Origin of the sequence: Vibrio sp. Vb1980 (assembly GCF_033338615.1) — a bacterium.
Lineage (GTDB): Bacteria > Pseudomonadota > Gammaproteobacteria > Enterobacterales > Vibrionaceae > Vibrio > Vibrio alginolyticus.
Genome location: NZ_JAWOSZ010000009.1, coordinates 1 through 18,901 on the forward strand (window position 1 = coordinate 1; position 18,901 = coordinate 18,901).

General features: G+C 33.6%; 12 protein-coding genes. 7 read left to right on the forward strand and 5 right to left on the reverse strand.

Annotated features, from left to right (window positions below; genetic code table 11):
- Positions 1-300 precede the first annotated feature (300 nt).
- Positions 301-2,310 carry a recombinase family protein gene (locus R7F64_RS14515; RefSeq protein ID WP_318071817.1) on the forward strand — a complete coding sequence of 670 codons (2,010 nt, stop codon included), beginning with the start codon at positions 301-303 and terminating at the stop codon, positions 2,308-2,310.
- A gap of 25 nt (positions 2,311-2,335) precedes the next feature.
- Here R7F64_RS14515 and R7F64_RS14520 read toward each other — a convergent pair whose 3' ends face one another.
- On the reverse strand, positions 2,336-2,518 hold the full coding sequence (locus R7F64_RS14520) for a hypothetical protein (protein WP_005392863.1): 183 nt from the start codon (positions 2,516-2,518) through the stop codon (positions 2,336-2,338).
- Between the two features lie 987 nt (positions 2,519-3,505).
- Here R7F64_RS14520 and R7F64_RS14525 point away from each other — a divergent pair.
- Together R7F64_RS14525 and R7F64_RS14530 are read left to right on the forward strand one after the other, a co-directional pair.
- Complete coding sequence (locus R7F64_RS14525) at positions 3,506-4,474, forward strand: hypothetical protein (protein ID WP_318071818.1); 969 nt, start codon at positions 3,506-3,508, stop codon at positions 4,472-4,474.
- A 100-nt stretch (positions 4,475-4,574) separates the two neighbouring features.
- Positions 4,575-5,222 carry a hypothetical protein gene (locus tag R7F64_RS14530; protein ID WP_318071819.1) on the forward strand — a complete coding sequence of 216 codons (648 nt, stop codon included), beginning with the start codon at positions 4,575-4,577 and terminating at the stop codon, positions 5,220-5,222.
- Positions 5,223-5,817: 595 nt separating this feature from the next.
- Here R7F64_RS14530 and R7F64_RS14535 read toward each other — a convergent pair.
- The 4 genes from R7F64_RS14535 to R7F64_RS14550 all read right to left on the reverse strand — a co-directional run bounded on the left by R7F64_RS14535 (position 5,818) and on the right by R7F64_RS14550 (position 12,555).
- Positions 5,818-6,405: a hypothetical protein gene (locus R7F64_RS14535; RefSeq protein WP_159357209.1), complete on the reverse strand. Its 588-nt coding sequence runs from the start codon at positions 6,403-6,405 to the stop codon at positions 5,818-5,820.
- A gap of 11 nt (positions 6,406-6,416) precedes the next feature.
- The gene (locus tag R7F64_RS14540; RefSeq protein ID WP_318071820.1) at positions 6,417-8,495 is read right to left on the reverse strand and encodes a hypothetical protein; all 2,079 of its coding nucleotides are present in this window, start codon (positions 8,493-8,495) and stop codon (positions 6,417-6,419) included.
- 386 nt (positions 8,496-8,881) lie between these two features.
- Complete coding sequence (locus R7F64_RS14545) at positions 8,882-9,148, reverse strand: hypothetical protein (protein WP_159357206.1); 267 nt, start codon at positions 9,146-9,148, stop codon at positions 8,882-8,884.
- A 74-nt stretch (positions 9,149-9,222) separates the two neighbouring features.
- The gene (locus tag R7F64_RS14550; RefSeq protein WP_318071821.1) at positions 9,223-12,555 is read right to left on the reverse strand and encodes a hypothetical protein; all 3,333 of its coding nucleotides are present in this window, start codon (positions 12,553-12,555) and stop codon (positions 9,223-9,225) included.
- Between the two features lie 807 nt (positions 12,556-13,362).
- Between R7F64_RS14550 and R7F64_RS14555 the strand changes: the two genes are divergently transcribed.
- The 4 genes from R7F64_RS14555 to R7F64_RS14570 all read left to right on the forward strand — a co-directional run bounded on the left by R7F64_RS14555 (position 13,363) and on the right by R7F64_RS14570 (position 18,901).
- A complete protein-coding gene (locus tag R7F64_RS14555) occupies positions 13,363-13,572 on the forward strand; it encodes a hypothetical protein (protein ID WP_318071822.1) in 210 nt (69 codons plus the stop codon).
- A gap of 29 nt (positions 13,573-13,601) precedes the next feature.
- Positions 13,602-14,153 (forward strand): hypothetical protein, encoded by a 552-nt coding sequence (locus R7F64_RS14560; RefSeq protein ID WP_318071823.1) that lies wholly within the window; start codon positions 13,602-13,604, stop codon positions 14,151-14,153.
- Positions 14,154-14,163: 10 nt separating this feature from the next.
- On the forward strand, positions 14,164-15,255 hold the full coding sequence (locus R7F64_RS14565; RefSeq protein ID WP_318071824.1) for a hypothetical protein: 1,092 nt from the start codon (positions 14,164-14,166) through the stop codon (positions 15,253-15,255).
- Between the two features lie 331 nt (positions 15,256-15,586).
- Positions 15,587-18,901 (forward strand): helicase-related protein, encoded by a 3,315-nt coding sequence (locus R7F64_RS14570; RefSeq protein ID WP_318071825.1) that lies wholly within the window; start codon positions 15,587-15,589, stop codon positions 18,899-18,901.

An 18,901-nucleotide genomic window follows, 5' to 3' on the forward strand; every position in this document is an offset into this window, starting at 1 on the left:
CAATTTAATTAATATTGAGACAGGGATAGTAAAAGTGGGGGAGTGATCAAGGTCACAACTCTTAGGCCGAGATTTTTTCAGAGGTGACAACTCGCACCAACAAGAAGACATTATAAGTAAAGTTTAGCGATGGTGGGTGGTTTTAAGTTGCTGTTTTAAATTGATAATATTGCTAACTTTACTTGTTAGGATAGGCCGAAAGGACACCGTTGGAGCTGTACGGCCTGTTAATAGTGACAAACAAAGTTTAGCATATTACTATTGTTGAAAAGATGAGCTTTAGGAAGAGGTTAGTGCCATATGCGCCTTTCAGCGATAGCACAAGCAACAGAAGATCTAAGACCAGTTGTTATCACTTACACACGATTTTCAACGAACATTCAAAAAGAAGGTTTGTCTGAGTATCGGCAAGACGAACTAACACAACGATATGTTCTAGATTTTTGTGAAGAACACGGTGTTCCAGTCGAAGATATAATATCACTGAAAGACCGAGGAATTTCAGCGTATCGTGGTAAAAATATGACGAAGGGTAGTCTTTCAGAGATTATCGCTAAGTTTAATTCTGGTGAGCTACCAAAAGTCTATAACGAGAAAGGCGAGATAAACACTTTCTTGTTCATTGAATCGCTAGACCGTCTTTCTAGGGCAGATCTACACACAGCAAATAAACTCTTCTTAGACCTTGTTGAATACTGCAACATCGTAGTTGTGGCAGAAAATGAGAAGAAAATCTACTCACTCAATTCTTTGAAAACAGATATGGGAATGCTCGATCTGTTTTCTGCACTTCTAACATTATCTCGTTCACACAACGAATCAAGAATGAAGGAAATGCGTCATAGGGCTAACTGGTCGAAGAAGCGACAAGTTGTAATTGACTACTTTGAACTACCAGAAGATGAAAGAGAGGGCGTAGAATACCCGTTAAACCCGACAAAAACTTGTCCTTGGTGGTTACGTCCAAAAGCTGATAATCGAGGGTTCGAGTTCATAGAAGAGCATAAAGAAGCAATGCTGTATTTCTTGAATCGAATGATGGAAGGTCACGGTTTAACATCGTGCATTAGACGATTGAATGAAAAAATTGAGAATGGTGAACTAAAGGTAGAGTTTACGGAGCGTCAGAAAAAAGCTAAAGGGTTTCAAACCCATACGTTCTATCAACTACTTTCAGGTGATGATAATGAGTCAATCATAGGGAATTTGATTTTCCATCAAGATTACTATCCTACTGAGAAAGATGTTCAGCAAGGTCTATATGAAAAAAAATCACTTGGTAAAAAAGTAAGAATCCCTGTTTTTACAGCTAAGGGTTTCTATCCTGCACTTTTGAACGAAGTTGAGTATATGCGCTTAAAACAGCAAATGAAGCAGCGTAAACAATCTCAGACCAAACCTACTAAAAAAGTGCAAAACATAGCTCAAGGACTCTTAAAATGTCCTTTATGTGGATATAGCTATGTTTATGTCGCTGATAATAGAAAGGGACGACACCACAATTTAGTTTGTGGATTATCACGCTCTAAGAAATGTAAATCATATACTTTCAGATACAAATGGTTTGAAAAGAATCTTCTTAATTATTGTCGTAACCTCGATATGAATAGAATCTTGGGAATCAAAATCGACAATAAACTAAAGGAACGTATTAGTGAATTAGAAGTAAATGCGCTAACTTACGAACAAGAGATAGAAGTGAAAAACAAGGAGTTGGAACAACTTGTTGAGAACCTAAGCAAGATTACAATTCCAACACTACTAGAAAAAGCACAAGATCAGTATGTGAAAATCGAGAATAGTATAAAAGTCATTACTTATGAAAAAGAGCAAAATGAACTTGAGCTAGTTGATTTGAAAAAACGTTCGATTAAGAGTGATATTGTCAGTAAAGAGGTCTATGAACTGATTGACTCAGTTCAACTTCAAGAGAATGTTAGTTTAAGAGAAAGATTAAACATTGAACTGAAAAAAGTTATTTCAGAACTTTATATTTATCATAAAGACAACCCAAATAATTATTTTGGAAGAAATATGATTGTTGTTAAGTTTAGAGATGATTATATTAGGTTTATTCCATTAGATCGTGAACTTGAAAGAGAAGAACTGTATAACATTCTTCCAACCATAAGCACGAAAAAAGCAGTAGACTATTCTAAATATGAAATATTGCCTTTTGACTATTTAGAAGGATTAGAGGAAGGGCGATACCCTGAACATCAATTCATAACTAAATTTTATCAAGAAAATCCTGATGTATTGGCTGAGATACTTAGTGAACTTGATGAAGCTGATAATGTTTACGTATAGGGGAAAGTCTCATAGGGACAGGAAATTAACTCGCTTTTTCATAGTGAGTTAATACCTCTTTGATGGTAATCTCACCTTTCTTAAATCGTTTTGCAACGTCAAGATCGATAAGAATCACATCTTTTCTCTCATTTTGATAAAGTCGAAAAGGGACTTTAACAGGTCGAGGCGTGGTGAATGACAATGGTGAAGTTTTTTGGCTTGCCATAAATGATTTTCCTTAAATCAAATGGGTTGCCACAGAAAGTCAAAATCCATCTTGACGTTAAAGATACAACAAACGTAAAACGTATGTGTCTCTTCTCAACTCTCACTTTCCTTATGGTTTGCGCCATATCCTTATGGCAGTTCACTGTGTTTCGTCACGCTATGAGACTCTAACAATGTATCAATTCAAAATTGTTCAATCAAGTGAAGGTCGATTTTTTACCTAGAACTAGGGATTTTTTAGCCCTTTTCCAAAAGTCGGATTTTCGCAAGTGTCGTGTTTTATAAGACCTGATTTGGTTAAAGTGACCCATTTTATAACTTGATCTAAGAGTAAGTGCTGCATTTTGTAAAACCCTTCTCTATTAGAGATATATTTAATTGAGATAGATCTTAAAAGAATAGATATGGTGAAAAATCATTTTCACAGGTTTTTAAAAACAAAGTGATTTTGAATTTTCTATCATAGATCTTACCGTTCAGACTAATCTTCATAAAGTTTTGAAAATCGCTTCGCTCTAATTCTGTGAAAAAACTTTGAAACAGTTCAATTCATTTAAAAACTTCAAGAATTATTATTTACAGAATTGAAAATCTTTGATTTTCTTCGCCACTGCGTCAAAAAAAGAACTTAAAACGAAAGTAGATCTAAATGAAGTAAAGTGATTGTTTAACGATTGATTGAAAATCATACATTTAATTAGTATTAAAGTATTTAAGGAAAATTTGAAAAGCAAATAAAAGAATAAATATAGGAAAAATATTTATATTTACATATATTATTTATGGTTTGGCACTTGATTTAATCTTGTTTGATGATAAAACATTAATTACAGACGAAAAAAAAGCTCATCTGCAAAATGAACTTTTTTAGTAAAGATAGATTACCCAACTAATCTATAATATAAATTACAGCACTTTTATAGAAAGTCAACATTATATCTATCTTTATTTTAAAAATATTATTATACAAATAAGGAAATATATAATGCTAAATCCAATTACATCAATCAAAAAAGGTTTAAGTTTCGATGTTTTAAACCTTCCAACATACCTAATCCAATCAGGTTTTATCAGAGATAATATCAATCAAACAGAAACAATTCACACTGCAACTACTGGTGAAACTGTTAGACTAAACACAGTTCATTGTGAATTGAAGATTGGCGCACCACTTTTCAGCTATTTACTTACTCACCATCAAAATCTTTCATTAAACAAATGGAATGAATCAAAAGATACAATAACTGTGAAATACGGAAAACACAGCGATCTATTGAAATGCCTTAAAGCTAGAGAAAATCACAGAATAGGTGCAATAGAGAAACTTCTAGAGAGATTCGTAACTTACCTAAAGCCTGAACAGCAAATCACTCTAAAGGGTGAAACATTCAGTATTTTCGACACGTTAGAAGTTGATTATGAAGAAAGAACTATAACTTATAGATTCTCTGAACAGTTCATCAACAGCTTGAACGAAAGAAAATACCCATTTACATACATTCAAATCGAAGATCTAAAAGAAGTTGGTTCAAACAAACTAGCAGGTCATATCTTTTTATATTCAAAATCAATCGCAAAAATGAATGAGAAATATTTAAGAAAAGATAAATTGGCTGCGATGTTCGCAATCGTAAAAAACTCTAATCAATACATAGATAGTGCGTTAGAAACACTGAAAAACAAAGGAATTGTTTTGATTGAGAAGTTTATAGGCACAGAAAAAGTAGATGGAATATACAAACGTTTTTCTAAATATATTTTTAAGAAGATTAAAAAATCAACTGTAAGAAAGGCTAAAGATCCAACAACAGTTAAAAAAGATTCTGTTTCTAAACCAGTAGAAACACAAGGGACTGTAAAAGTATCAGAAGAGCTTTTAGGTGAAAACTATTACCTACAGTGTTATAGCAAGTTAAAGAATAACAAAAAGAAAAACAAAACTATTTTTGCTTAAGATAATAGACTTTTGACATTACCCTTCTACGATTTTTTGACGTAAAAAAATTGAATGATATAAATATATTTATGCGAATAACTATATTTGGAGAAAGGTTATGTTTAAAAGAATAAAAGAAAAGTTTAAAGCAAGAACTTTAGAGCAAGATCTTAAAAGAATAAGACTTGAAGAAGCTCAAAGACGCAAACGTGAAGAATTTGAGCAAAGAGAATATGCACAAGTTGAAGAAAACATTTCAACATTACAAGAAGAAGTAAAAGCAGTAAGAGAGCATTTCTTAAAAAAGGGAAGTGAATTATGCACTTTCTTAACTTTGAGTTTTGGTAGTTTCCTTGCTTCGCTATACGTCTTTGCTTATGTGTATCTAAGCTTTGAAAATCCGTTTGAAATGCTAAACCTTATCTTTTACTCAAGTGTGCTGATTTTCTCACTGCTGTTCGTTCTGTGGCAAAACCAACTCTTTGAAGAGAAGCTTCAACACATAGCTAAAGCTGTAGTGTTAAGCTTTAGCGTTGCTATATGGTATGTAGTTTACTTCTTCATACCAGACAATATACAAATAGTTCATTTCTTGCTGTGTTTGATACCTTTCCTTACTGTTAAGTTTATGATGAACAAGCATATCAAAACCTATGCAAATCAAGAAGATAAATTCAGAAAAAGAGCTATTTATCTTGGAAAAGTAAGAAAAAATAATCTAGAAGATTCAGTTCAAGAAGAGTATGAAAAGGAAAGTTCAAAATAATATTATTTTTTGAAAAATATAATATTATTTGTGATCGGGTGATAATATTATTCTCGAATATAATAATATTCTAACCCTTCAATAAATCAAAATATTTGACTTTTATATTTAGTTTTGATAAAATATATATAAAGAGATCAAGTTTTGATTTGGTTTTTAGATCGAAAAATCGCACTAAGATACGAAGAAGATAATTGAGACTTCCAATATGCTAATAGACAATACTCTTTCTTTACGTTAAGAATGTTTGTGAAGAAAAGTTACTGTAAAAAACATAATTCAATTTCCTTTTTTCAATCGAGTGTTCGGTGAAATTAAAAAAAGAGGTTTTAATTATGATTAGATTTTTAACAAACTTTATGCTACAAACAATTTTCGTCTTAACTGGTAGAGATCCACTAGTAAGAGTATCATTACCAATATTAATTCTTGGTATCGTAGGTGAATACTACTTCTTTACTGGCGTTGTTTTCTCTATACTACTACTTTACGCTTTTTACACTACAGAAAATGCTTAAAGGAAAATTATGTTATACAGAATTTATCAAACAGAATAAAAAAGATTATGAGTTAATATCATAATCTTTTTCTTTCTTTACTTTTTCTGCTTTAAGCAACTTTGTTTCAAAATCGTATATTCCTTTTCTAAATACTCTTCTTTATTGAAGTTTCTCTTCAAAACTAAAACTTCCATTGGTTCACCTTCTTCTTGATTAAGCCTAAAGTCGATAGGTTTGTTGAAGTTGGTTTTATACTTACCACCATCAACACGCTTGAAAGACGTTCTATCATAAATTCTAAGCTCATACGTATCATAGTTCCTTTGCTGAAATTCCCACTTCATACCATAACGCTTGCCGTTTGATTTCGCTTCTCTGTCGAAAAAACTATAACTGTATGTTGATTCTTCTAGATCTTTAACAGCGATTTCTTCTCTGTGACTTCCAACTCTCACATTCAAATTATAATGTGGGTTGAAGTAATAACTTTTGAGTTTAGGATTGATTTTTTCATCACCCTTATACTCTAAATAGATTCCATTGAAATCAGATTGACCATTGGCTTCGACAAAAGATTCATAATCATTAGTGCAACCACTGTAATATTTAGATAAATCTATGTCTTTTGCTATTGTAATGTTACTGATAGATAATACTATCATTGATAAAATTAATTTTTTCATATTGTATTCCTTTACATGATTTTTGATAATTTCTTAAGTTTGTTATAAGCATTTCCTGAAATCCCTTCAGGTGATGTTTTAAGAATCTTGCCTAGATAATTCCCAACCCATTGAAGCGATTTTAATAAATAAATTGAACTTATTACTTTAATGATAATCACAACAGCAAGAGTAACGATATAGTTAGAAGCTGCTAGTGGTATATAGCTGAATAACATCAAAACTATTGAGACAAACATTGTTGTTCTTAATAATGTTAGAATGGTGATATAACTCATTGAAGCTAGAGTTTGAACAATCATAATAACTCTGTTTAATAAAATTTCAGGTTCTTTCTTTGACACCAATAAAAAACCACACTCAAGCACAAACATAACTGCGTGTTCAAGAATCTTCATAATCAGTACACCTAAGAACATTATAAATATAAAGAACATTACAATGTATTCTAAATTCAATGCGATAATGGCTATGTTAGAGATGGTGTTTACCCCATTCCAGAAAACAGCACTCTTAGGCATTTCTTTAGCAAGAATCTTTGATGAAACTTTTATGCCCATCAATAAAGCCATTGTTTCAATGTAGTGGTCTGAAGTTCTTAAAATGTTAAAGTGTGTTTTGAATCTCTCTGTTGCAGTTCCATCAGTGTATTGACCAAAAGCAAGTTTATAATCTTTCAAGAACGCTAAACTATCACTCATTGCTGATTTAACTAACGAACTACTATTGAACAGAACAGTAATCTCAGCGTTAATTTTCGTAAAGAAGTCGTTAGCGTTTAAAATTACTATATTATCTATTTCTCTATCTTTTAGTGCATAACCTTTTTCTAAGTTTCTTGATGAACCCATAACTTTGTTAATGTTGTTTAGCTCAACATCAATAGCTTGCTGATATTCATCTTTTAAATGATTTGATTTAAAGAATCGAACAAGCAAATCCCAATAAGATAAAATCTTTGTTTCATCTTCTACATCATTTAAAACGATACCTGCTTCAGTATCAGAACCTTTTAGAGCTGCTTTGATTCTCTCAGCAGCTTGAACATTCATTTGATTAAATAAAGGGTAAATATCGTTCATTGCAAAAAGGGAGGAAAATTGTTCAAATTTTCTATCTTGATAGTTCAGGCAGTAAGAACCATTTGCTTCTTTATCTTCTTCAAAAGCCTTTTCACAGGTCATACCAACGTATTCATTGGTAAACTTGACCATTTCACTAATGTTCTCTTCAAACGCCTTGTTTAAGCCGTTAACACTCGAATCTAGCCTAAAACCACCACAATCTTTATATACAACGCCAAACTGAACGGAACACTCACGAACAGCAGCACTAAGCAAAGTGGTATTGCCAATCTCAGCAAAAGACTTAGAAGCGTTAGCCTGAATATAATCATCAATACAGTTCAATTCATCGTGAGTATCTTGAACAAGAGTTTCTTCCATCAACTCTTTTGTTGAGTAAATCGAAGCTAAATCTTGTTTATAGGTGATTGCACAAATCTCAGTGTTAACAACGTCTGAATTGAATTTAAGAGCTTTCTCTTGCACTTGACTCATTGACGCTTCAATAGTGCTATCAACGACAGGATTGAATGATTCTTTAACGTGAATCATCGAGACTAAGGTTTTCATTGGAATACCTAAGAACGTATCGTTCATCACTCTTACAGCAGCCTGAAGACCTCTTTCACTTGTGATAATCGTTGCGAGAGTCAATACAATCACTAAGCTGAAAATCATCTTGGATTTTTGTATATTCTGTTCGTTTTGAAGATCTTGAGATTGAAGCTTATATACAGTGTATAACTTTGAAAAAATCATCAATGAAGCAAAACCAGTTAAAAGATAAACAATCCATTCAACAGTTGCAGAGTAATCATCAGGTGAAATAACTCTTCTCATTAAATCACCTTGTCGGGTGTTTTGTGATAATTCGTGACTTACACAATCCTCAGATTGTTTTCTGATCTCGCTAATGTCATTACCTTGAATTCCACATTCTTCAAAAGTTTTATCTTTTTCATAAGCAAAACTAAGGGAAGTTGAAAGCGTCAGTAGTAACAAAAATGTATATAATATTTTTTGCATAATAAATAATCCTTTGTATAAGAATTATTTACCATATAAAATTATTTGTTCAATGATTCGTAGAAGGGGAAAAGCATTAATCGCTAGATTAAAGTAAAAATAAATCATAGAGAGACAGTAAAAGAATTATGTTTTTGATGTGATATTTTTTGATTTGTTGAAAGGTTAGAGTTGTCAATCGTGATTAGTATGATGTATAGGAAATAATATTATAAATATTGAAAAATAATATTATTTTAAAGAGCTACAAAATGTGATTTTGTTCCTCCAAATTTTCATTGATAAGACTTCGCTATATAAATTCAAAATGTGCGAGGGTTAGTATTGAAGGTAAGAGATATTATAGTTTTAGGTGTCTGTCAGGGTAAAAAAAGACCCGTTAAGGTCTAATCTTCTTGTAAGTGAGGTGAAACGAAGTCTATCAGGTTTCTCAACATCTTTTCATTCATAATCCAGTGTGGAAGCTCTTCTTTTACTTCAGGCTTTAACCATATGTTACCTTTGAAAAATAGTCCTGTTTCTTGAATAGAGTAAGAAAAGGCAGGTTCACCACAATCATCATCAAAAGGGTAAAATGAAATAGTATCTTCATCAACGATTAATTCAACATTTCGTCTTTGAGCAAAGTTAAAAGTTGTTTTTGAAATTTTCATAAAAAATCCAGATAAGAAATTATTAATATAATTATAGTATCTGGACCTTTATCTTATAGCAATATTTTAGTTAACTATTCTTCATTGTTTTTATCACCAAAATCATAGTGATCTTTTAGAGCGTCTTTTGTTCTTTCTTCACCAATTTGATTAACAGTAGTTTTAGTTTTACTCTTATGATACTCATCAACATCATCTTTCCATTGTTCAAGTTTATCTTTTCCTGAAGTCGGTTCATCATCTTTTTCTTCTTTAGAATCTTTACCTTCTTTCTTCAGCAAGTCTTGAAGAATGTCTTTATCTTTATCAGTAGTTTCATCGTTTGAGTTTTTGATCTTATCACTACCAGTATCAATATTAGGTTTACCATTATCATCAACACCATTACCATCACTATTACCACCTTTCTTCTTAGGTTGAGATAATTCGTTAATATAGTTATCAGTGCCTTGTTGAACTTTACTTAAATTCGCCATTGCACCAGTCGCTAAACCAAACATCGCAGCTTGAGCAAGTGAAGCCGTATCATTGCCAACCTTAAAACCTTTTGAGTTTGTTTGATCCATAATGTTGTTGTGAATTGCTACAGAAAGAGACACAAGAATCTTGAACATAAGATAACCAAACGCTACACACGTTATGATTAATAGAGCAATTGCCATAAAGATAGAATTGTCATAATCAGCATTTATTAGATCGAAAATTGCACCGCCTAAACTTGGCATTGTTAATAGACTCATTACTATGTAGATCGATAACATAATTGAACCTGAAGCGATAACAATACTCTTAACAATTGTTGTAGTTGTTGTAAGCGTCAAGAACTCATTAAAATCTTGTTCATTGCGATCTGAAGTTACATAACGAATTGTGTTATAAACTCCTTCAATCATAAATGACAAATAACCAACAACGAAAGCAGAGACAAAACCTATCGCAAAAACGAACAGTAGAAATACATCGTAGAAAACAGGTAATTGGTTCACTGCAAACAAACCAATTGCAAGACCAAAGAATACTCTTGATAAAGGTTTAATAAACGTATCTGATAAACCATCAACACCTTTCACGACACCACAACCAATCATCTTATAAGGATTTCCTTTACCTATAACAACATCAGCTTTAGTTCCAGTAAGATTATCAGCAGCGTCACAGATTCCGTTTGTCAAACTTGCTCCCACATCGAAAGCTCCTAAAGTAAATGCAAGATCCTTAGTGTGTTTCACATTTTGAACATTTATCTCAGCAATGCTTGCATCACATAGACCATCATTATCAACAACAGGACAAACAGGTTTAAACTCTTGAGAGAATGAACTCTCTTCATTCTTTCTAACCTCGTTTGCACTTTCTACAAACTTAGTTGTTGAGTGAGTGAAGAACTCTGAAAAATCGAACTTTCCTAAACCTTTATCTTTAGCAGCACCTTCAAGGTTTTGGTTATAACCGAATCTTGGAAAATCATAATAGTATTCAGGTTCAAGCATATTGTAATAACTCAATTGAGTTTCAATAATCAAAGAATCTTCAACTGCTTTAAGAGCAGAATAAAGCTTTTGCTTTGCGTCCGAAGTGATAGAAAAAGTTGATAACGATTCAGCGAAACTACCACTCATAGAGTTTGCAGCTTGCAAGATGATTTCTTTATATAAATTATCGTTCTCTAATATCAATTCCATTGCTGCTTGTCTTCTTGCAGCAAACAGCACATCAACAGCTAAGTATCTATCCTGAACAATCTCTCTTAACTTTTGAGAACTTTCAAACTTACCACCTGCCGATATAGAACCATCATCGTAAAATCTAAAACAGTGAGTATCATTCTTTAAAGAGAAATTTCCTGCGTGGCGAAGCTTAGTAGAGCGATCTAAACCATTGAACCTTTCAGCATACTTTTGACGAAGTTTATATTCATTGTCACTACCAAGACTTTCAGCACATCTAAGCTCTAAAGCAAGAAGTTGAGTCTGGTCTATGTAGTCCATCAGGTAAGTAATACCCATAGTAGTTTTATCTTCTACTTCAGAATCATCAGTTCCTTCCATATTGAACAACTCAGAGTAGTTATACTGGAAAGATTTTATCCCTAAGAACCCAACCCCTGCATAAGTATCTAGACCTTCAATTTCTTTGAAGTCGAACAAACTACCCATCTTAGATTTGTTCACTCTAACCAAGTTTTTAAAGGAAGGTGTTTCTTCTAAGATCTTACCTGACTGTCTAAACTCAAAAGCAGCGTTTTCAGCAAGTTCAAGATTGATATTAATAGCAGAAGGGTTAGACGCAGCTTGTTTCTCAGCTTGCTCAATATCCAAGTGCAATTGACCTGTTATGTCATCAAATGCTGACTTCATATGTTCAAGAACAGTTAGATCAGTTCCAAGATATTGAGGGTAGTTATTGTGAATGAAATTTTCTATCACCGTTGGAACGTTGCTCTCTACTGAAAGAAGTGGTGTTTGAAGTCCGAACCTATCTTTATCACAGTTGTAAGTCTTAGTGTCTGTAACGCCATTCACGAAGCTTGCTTTAGTCGTGATTTGAGAGAAGTTGAAGTTCATTAGGTGAACGTTCAATTCATTATCAGGAATGACAAAGTTTAAGCTCTTGCCACACACTCTATAGTAATCAAAAAAATCTTGAATAGTCGGATCAGAAATATCAAAACCTGAAGCGAATAGAGTCTTATCAATTTCGATATGACTACCATACATTAGATCGAATGTTTTAAGCTCAGTAACGTTGTTAACCAACGAACCAAAATGAAGAGCTTGTGACACATCTAAGTCAGTCTGTTTTAGAGCAGGAGCGATCTCAGAAGTATCAATCTCTTTCATCGCTTTAATCGTTTCGTGATCACCACTGTTATAGATCATATAGTTGAGTGAAGCGACATAATAAGTAGTAGCTTTGAAGTAGATTTGTTCAAAGTTAACGCTGAAGTAAAGTAAGACTCCAACTATCAAAGTTTTGAAGATTGTCTTGGGTGTTTGACCACTGTGTTTCAGTCCTGCAACAACGCTAGTTGTGATCCAACAAGACGAGATAAATCCTGCTAAGAAAACGAACTTGATCAAGAACTCACCAAGAACACTTTCTTCTTTCATTTGATTCTTCAACCAATCTGTTTCAGTTCCTAACTTTTGAAGAAAAGTTTTGTTCTCTTCGATAGTTTTCTTACTTACTAATAAAGATAGGTTTGAAGCTAATCTTGAATCCTTTTTGTGAAGAAAAACTTCACAAGCTTTAAATGATTGTGATGAAGCAAGATCTGACTCTTGGAAGTTATTTATCTTTGACGAAACAACAACCGCAGATAAACATTCATCTTCATTAGTATCAGCAAAAGCATTAACTGAAATGAATGAACTTAACATCAACAACATAGTAAAATATTTTTTCATAAGTCCCTCTTTGAAATATTTTTGTTGAAGATATTTATTTAAAAAATTTTCTCGAAGTTCCTTTTACTCCTTCCAACATATTCATTCAGAAAAATCATTTTCGGCTTTGCCGATTCTGAACAATGCAGCGCAAACAATTAATTAAAATAATATCTTATATATTATCTAATAAATCACATATTAAGATACTTACAAGCAAACAATTAACGATCAAAAATGAAAAGCCTTAATCTATAAAGAAATTACAAAAAATTAAAAGCTCAAAACAGCGAAAAACAATAAAAGATTTCATCATTTTTTTTCAAAAATCATAAAAAAAATTTCGACAACCACAACCCTGAAAATTATTGCAAGACAAGGGTTCACTACACAGCATAAATGTTTAGTGTGTAGTAATCCTCAATAAATTATCACGTTGTTTATAATTTACTCCTTTCAGTCGGTTTGCTAGAAAAAAGATTTTCTCTCTTGATTAATATTTTAATAATGGTTTATTGATTACATAAGCTTACTAAAGGAGAAATAGTTTATGTTAAAAAATTTAAAAAAGAAGTTATACGCAAATGACAAGTTCCTAATGAAAAAGATTCTTGCGTGGTCATTACTAATTAACCTTATCTATTCGTTCTCAGTGTCTTGGTTGTATGTTGCAATAAGTTTAATTGTTCCAATAGTTTTAATTATGATAGGCGTTGGTGTGATTTCAGTTAATGCGGAAATTAAGACAGTTACAGAAGATGATGATAATGAGTAATAATTAAGAGAAAAAGAAAATAATATTCACAACATAATTTAAAGGAGAATAATATGAGTGAAATAAATAGAAAAAATAAAAGCGAGTCAGGATTAAATGAATCAAAAAGGAAATGTATGTTTAGTCCAAAAGATGTTCTATTTGGTATTGCAATGGGTTTGTTGCTTACTATGATTTTGAATGCAAATGTAAATGTTATAGATTCGGAAGATAAAATTGGTTTGAGTGTATTTGTAAGCAAAGCTAATGAAGAGGGAAAATAAAACCCCAATAAATAATGGAGTAAAATATTATGGAAAATATTCAACACAATCTCGAACAACCAGAACAACAACAAGTTTCAAAACCTGAAGAGAAAGTAACAGTTAACTTTCCTTCTAAAGTTGAAATAGAAAAAGCATTTAAAGAGAAGAAAGTCAGCACTCAGTTCACTGAAACAGAACTGAACAGCTTTACTACTTCTATACAAGCATTACAGCCAGCTCTTGATTCAGCAGAAGGTGATTCAATCGCTCTAATGACTAAGAACATAGAGCTGATAATCGAAAGCGGTCATAAGCCGTTTCTACGCTCTTACAAAGAGTTTAAAAAGAGCTATCAGGGCAATCCTAAGCAACTATTCAGAGCGTTTGTTTCAAGCTGCACATCTTCACTTCACTCAGCGTTAAATGAGGTTAAGAACGGCAATAAAGAGCAACAGAAGAGCTTGAAAGAACAGAGTATCAATGCACTTGAAGCTATGACTCTATCTAAAGAAGATCTGATCCTTATCGGTATGGTTACAAAAATGTCTATTACGAAGAAAAGACAAACAATCTCAAGCCTAACGAACAAGAAAAAGTAAGTAGGTAGATATGAGCAAAGAAAGGTTTGTTTATAGTTCTTCTAAAGAGTTTGAAGCATTACTGAAGCGAATACTGAAAACGTTCAATGTCCCGAACAAAGGCACGTTCTTTGATGATTTGGTAAATGGTAAAGAGTTCACTTTAGACAGAGGTAAAGTGACTCTATTCGGAAGAGGGTTTAACAGCTTAGAATCTCAAATCCTCGATATAGATAAGAGATTCTTTTCAAGAACACCAGAGCAAAAGGTCAATGACTCAAATAAGTTTCAACCTAACGACTTTGACACGCTAGAAGAGCTTATAGAGCACATTCACATTACAGATATTGAAAATCTACCAGTAAAGAAATACGACTCAGTAAGATTCTCGAACAGTGGTGATTTTGGTCTAACGATATTCTCAAAGCAATATGCAGATAGTTATCTGAAAATTCTACAACAAACCATCGTTAAGTTTGACTTTGAAATTGCAGCTTTGAAGAAGGTTAAGCAATGTTCAAACTCACCGTTCATCAGTGAGCTAAGACAAGAGCTTTTAAACTTACCTGATAATAACGTAGGGCAGAAAGGCATAAAGGAAAGTGGTTTAACTCGTAAAACCCTTTTTGTGAAAGACCCTGTTCAGTTCAAACAGAATACGAATGATTTTGTAGGAGTGAGCCAAGATGAAATTGAAGGTCATTATGATAAGCATAAAGACCTAGTAACGGTATTGACTGAAGCCACTCGATCACTAGACGCACTGACAGCTAACAAGAAGAACGCTATCTATTGCCGACAACAGATTGTTAGCTTAATGGCAGAAATCACCAACACTAAAAAATTGAGTGTTAGAACATCTATAGACTACTTGATTCATCTTCTATCTAACATCAACGTTGTTACCTATGAAGTAGATAAAGAAGCCTTACCAACCATAAAGGCGTTTTCTAGCAATATGGAGAAGCTAAACACTCAGATTCGTGAATATCACGAACTAGCAAAGAGCAAGAAAGCTACCGCAAAAGCACTCTATCAAAAAGCAGCATTGGTTAAGTATCAATTGAGAGTGACAGCGATCAAGAACTACAATCTTGTGAAGGAATTTCAATATTCTAACTAACCTAGTAACTCCTCAGTAGACTCGAAAAAAGAAGTTTGACATTATCACATCATAGTGAAGGAGCTTCATACTCATATGTTTGCTTCTATTGTCCACGTTGACCTAGAAATCTGTTTACCCAAAAGATTTGATATGTTGAGGGTTTTAGTGATTTATGGCTTAGTAATTCTGACAAATTTTGTTAGAATTCTAGGCCATTTTTTATGAACCGTGTTGATTAACTTATAAGCAGATTAATTATTGATGAGAGTATGCAGCTTCTCGTCTTTGCACACGGAACAAAGCCTAGAACTGCACAAGTCTCTTTTGAGATGGAGAACAAAAACTCGCTATGCTCATTGATAATGTCACAACGAAAGTTTCTGATACGCTATCTGATACGATTCAACTGAATGATAAGCTCTCTGTATTAACGGGACTTTTCTCTATCTATGCTTTTGACCATTTGAAAGAGTCTTTGAGTAAACTCGATTCAGCACGAATTCTATTCTCACAAGCAAAAGGCTTTGATTCGGTAGATGTAGCATCACCATTCGGATCACTCAATGGTTCAGAGTTAGAAAACAAGTTTAGAAATCAGTTAAATCAAAAAGCGATTGCGAAGGAATTTTCTCTTTGGTTGGAAGAGAAAGCTTCGGTTCGATTGGTGCAACAAGCAGGTGCAGTTCACCAACACATCACGCACGTTTCGTCAGTTTCGGACTCAATAGCGATAAATGGTGCTCAGTTCAATGGTCAAGGTATTGGTCTAACTGAGACAAATGGCTTTGATATGATAAGTCTTGCTAACTCTGATCAAGCTAAAGAGCTACTTGGATTCTTTAACCGAGTATGGAGCAGCAAAGGACAAGTAGTTGATGCTAAAGAGCAATTAAAATCCGAACTATCAAAGCTTACCGCAGATAATACACCTCAGTTCATCTACTTCATCACGTTATATAATATTTTTAAAGACTTTGTAGGCGATCTACAAGAAGAGAGTATCTTAAAAACCAAAACGGGTTTTAAAGACACAATCGTTTGGAACAAGCTCTATAAGTTTCAACGTGATGGTGTACTTGGTGCAATCGACAAGCTAGAGCATTTTAACGGCTGTATCATTGCTGATAGTGTTGGTTTAGGTAAGACGTTTGAAGCTCTAGCTGTAATCAAATACTACGAACTTCGTAATGACAAGGTTCTTGTACTTTGTCCTAAAAAGCTACGTGATAACTGGCTTATCTACACTCAGAACGATAAGCGTAATTTATTAGCAAATGATCGTTTCAACTACGATGTGTTGAATCACACTGATATGAGCCGAAACAGCGGATTTTCAGGTGATATCAACTTAGAAACGATCAATTGGGGTAATTATGACCTTGTTGTGATCGATGAGTCACACAACTTCCGTAACAACAATCCAAAGAAAGATGGACGCAATCGCTACCAACGTCTACTAGAAGATATTATTCAAGCAGGGGTTAAAACGAAAGTATTGATGCTTTCTGCTACGCCCGTGAATAACCGTTTGAACGATATGAAAAACCAAGTTGCATTCATTACAGAAGCGAATGACAGGGCATTGGCTGATTTTGGTATTCAAAGCATTGAAAGTACATTGAGAAGAGCACAAGGGCATTTCACAAAATGGTCTGAACAAGATCCAGAAGTTCGAACTTCTAAAGACCTTTTGGATTCGATGAACTTCGATTATTTCAAATTACTGGATATTTATACAATAGCCCGTTCTCGTAAGCATATTGAAAAATATTATGGGACTGCTGATATAGGTAAATTCCCGACTCGACTTTTACCTATAAATATAAAATCTCCGATAGATGTCAAAGAACAATTTCCACCATTGGAAGAAGTGAACAAGACCATTCGTAGGCTTTCACTGGCGTTTTACTCACCAATGAAATACGTGCGAATGGATAAGAAAGCCGAATACGCTAGACGCTATGACCAAGAAGTTAAGGGCGGTAAGAGTGTATTCAAGCAAGTGGATCGTGAAGAGAGTCTGATTCACCTGATTCGTATTAACTTACTTAAGCGAATGGAAAGTTCTATTCACTCTTTTGCTCTCACGTCAGAAAAGGTTTTGGCACAAGTTGAAGGATTACTATCAAAAATTCATAACTTTAACGCTAATATCAAACCAACGCTGACAAGTGACCTAACAGAAGATTTTGTTGTTCCACCGATTGAAGAGATTGATGACCTTGAGTTTGAATCTCCTGAGCTTGCACCTTACTTAATTGGTAATAAAACTAAGGTAAGAATACAAGATCTTGATTTAGTGCGACTTTCGCAAGACCTCGAAGCAGATAGGGTATTTCTACAAGAAATAGTTCGAGTATCTAAAGGTATTGACTCAAACCGAGATGCTAAACTTGAAATGCTCAAAAAAGTTTATGCTGAAAAGTGTACAAATCCGATCAATGGAAATAATAAGAAAGTTATTATTTTTACTGCTTTTGCTAACACCGCAGAATATCTCTATAAACACCTTGCATCGTGGGCTGTTCAGGAATTGGGGCTACATTCAGCTCTTATTACAGGGCAACGAACGGATACGACTTTACGTGGTACTGATCGTAAGAAGTTCAAAACTGACCTGAACAGTTTGTTAACTCATTTCTCCCCACGCTCTAAAGAGCGAGATAAGGTCTATCCTGATTTTAAAGAAGAAGTAGACATTCTCATTGCTACTGACTGTATCTCAGAAGGTCAAAACCTACAGGATTGTGATTATCTTATTAACTACGATATTCACTGGAATCCCGTTCGTATCATTCAACGATTCGGACGAATAGACCGTTTAGGTTCAACCAACGATACCATTCAACTTGTTAACTTCTGGCCCAATATGGAGCTAGACGAATATATCAACCTTGAAGCAAGAGTAAGTGGACGTATGGTACTGCTTGATATTTCAGCTACGGGTGAAGAAAACGTCATTGAGCAAGATCCGAAAGTTAACAAAGGAATGAACGATTTAGAGTACCGAAGAAAGCAGCTTGAACAACTGCAAAATGCTGTTGTGGATCTTGAAGAAATATCAGGTGGGGTTTCTATAACCGATCTTACACTGAATGATTTCAGAATGGACTTATCAAGCTTCTTAAGTGACAAGTCAAAAAGTAATACTGAAACCTTAGAACAAACACCTTACGGTTTGTTTTCCCCTGTCATTATCAGTAAAGATTCATTTGAATCTGAATCAAGTCAATTTTCAGGTTTGAAAGACGAAATTCAATCAGGGGTGATTTTCTGCTTGAAAGACATTAAAGGCAAAGTACAGGTAGAAGAGAGCTATTCACTTGCGCCTTATTACCTCGTTTATGTATCTGACGAAGAGGAAGTATTACTTTCATTCAGTCAGTCAAAACAGATACTCGATCTATGCAAGAAACTAGGCTCTGAGTTCAAAGATATTGAACATTCTTCTCAAGCATATCAGACGTTTGAGAAGAGAACTCAAAAGGGAATGAAGATGAACCATTACCAGAATCTTCTTAGCAAAGCGGTAGAGAACATTGCAGGAAAAAGTGAAGAAATTGGTGCAACGAGTCTGTTTAGCCGTGGTGGTACTGTTTTATCAGCTTCTAGCTCTCAAAACGTGAATGATTTTGAAGTAGTGAGTTATATGGTCATTCTGTAG

Bases quoted from the DNA above. Each gene is read 5' to 3' on its own strand.
- R7F64_RS14570 (WP_318071825.1), top strand. From the start codon at position 15,587: ATGCTCATTGATAATGTCACAACGAAAGTTTCTGATACGCTATCTGAT.
- R7F64_RS14565 (WP_318071824.1), top strand. From the start codon at position 14,164: ATGAGCAAAGAAAGGTTTGTTTATAGTTCTTCTAAAGAGTTTGAAGCA.
- R7F64_RS14545 (WP_159357206.1), bottom strand. From the start codon at position 9,148: ATGAAAATTTCAAAAACAACTTTTAACTTTGCTCAAAGACGAAATGTT.
- R7F64_RS14520 (WP_005392863.1), bottom strand. From the start codon at position 2,518: ATGGCAAGCCAAAAAACTTCACCATTGTCATTCACCACGCCTCGACCT.
- R7F64_RS14560 (WP_318071823.1), top strand. From the start codon at position 13,602: ATGGAAAATATTCAACACAATCTCGAACAACCAGAACAACAACAAGTT.
- R7F64_RS14540 (WP_318071820.1), bottom strand. From the start codon at position 8,495: ATGCAAAAAATATTATATACATTTTTGTTACTACTGACGCTTTCAACT.
- R7F64_RS14535 (WP_159357209.1), bottom strand. From the start codon at position 6,405: ATGAAAAAATTAATTTTATCAATGATAGTATTATCTATCAGTAACATT.
- R7F64_RS14555 (WP_318071822.1), top strand. From the start codon at position 13,363: ATGAGTGAAATAAATAGAAAAAATAAAAGCGAGTCAGGATTAAATGAA.
- R7F64_RS14515 (WP_318071817.1), top strand. From the start codon at position 301: ATGCGCCTTTCAGCGATAGCACAAGCAACAGAAGATCTAAGACCAGTT.
- R7F64_RS14525 (WP_318071818.1), top strand. From the start codon at position 3,506: ATGCTAAATCCAATTACATCAATCAAAAAAGGTTTAAGTTTCGATGTT.
- R7F64_RS14530 (WP_318071819.1), top strand. From the start codon at position 4,575: ATGTTTAAAAGAATAAAAGAAAAGTTTAAAGCAAGAACTTTAGAGCAA.
- R7F64_RS14550 (WP_318071821.1), bottom strand. From the start codon at position 12,555: ATGAAAAAATATTTTACTATGTTGTTGATGTTAAGTTCATTCATTTCA.